Here is a 696-nt window from a genome sequence, read left to right on the forward strand (position 1 = left end):
AGGTAGTGGTGGTCACCTCGGGCAAGGGGGGCGTCGGCAAGACGACCTCGACGGCGGCCCTGGGGGCTGCGGTCGCCAAGACCGGCAAGAAGGTGGCCTTGGTCGACTTCGACGTCGGCCTGCGCAACCTCGACCTGATCATGGGCGCCGAGCGGCGCGTGGTGTTCGACCTCGTCAACGTCATCCAGGGCACGGCCAAGCTGTCGCAGGCGCTGATCCGCGACAAGCGGGTGGAGACGCTGTTCCTGCTGCCGGCCTCGCAGACGCGCGACAAGGATGCTCTGACCGAGGAGGGCGTCGGCGAAGTCATCGACAAGCTGCGCTCGGTGTTCGACTATGTGTTCTGCGACAGCCCGGCCGGCATCGAGCGCGGCGCGCAGCTCGCCATGCGCTTTGCCGACGAGGCGGTCATCGTCACCAACCCGGAAGTGAGCTCCGTGCGCGATTCCGATCGCATCATCGGCCTGCTCGACGCCCGCACCATGAAGGCGGAGCAGGGCGAGCACATCGCCAAGCATGTGCTGGTCACGCGCTATGACGCGGCCCGCGCGGCGCGTGGCGAAATGCTGTCCATCGACGACGTGCTGGAGATCCTGTCGGTGCCGCTGCTCGGCATCATCCCCGAGAGCCAGGATGTGCTGCGCGCCTCCAACCTCGGTTCGCCGGTGACGCTGTCGGAGCCGCTCAACACTGCTG

Annotated in this window: 1 protein-coding gene; it reads left to right on the forward strand. The window is 67.5% G+C overall.

The features are described from left to right. A partial coding sequence (gene minD / locus EN935_RS38910; RefSeq protein ID WP_245489184.1) for a septum site-determining protein MinD occupies positions 1–696 on the forward strand: 696 nt, incomplete at both ends.

This window comes from Mesorhizobium sp. M7D.F.Ca.US.004.03.1.1, from assembly GCF_003998635.1.
GTDB classification, from domain to species: Bacteria; Pseudomonadota; Alphaproteobacteria; order Rhizobiales; family Rhizobiaceae; genus Mesorhizobium; species Mesorhizobium loti.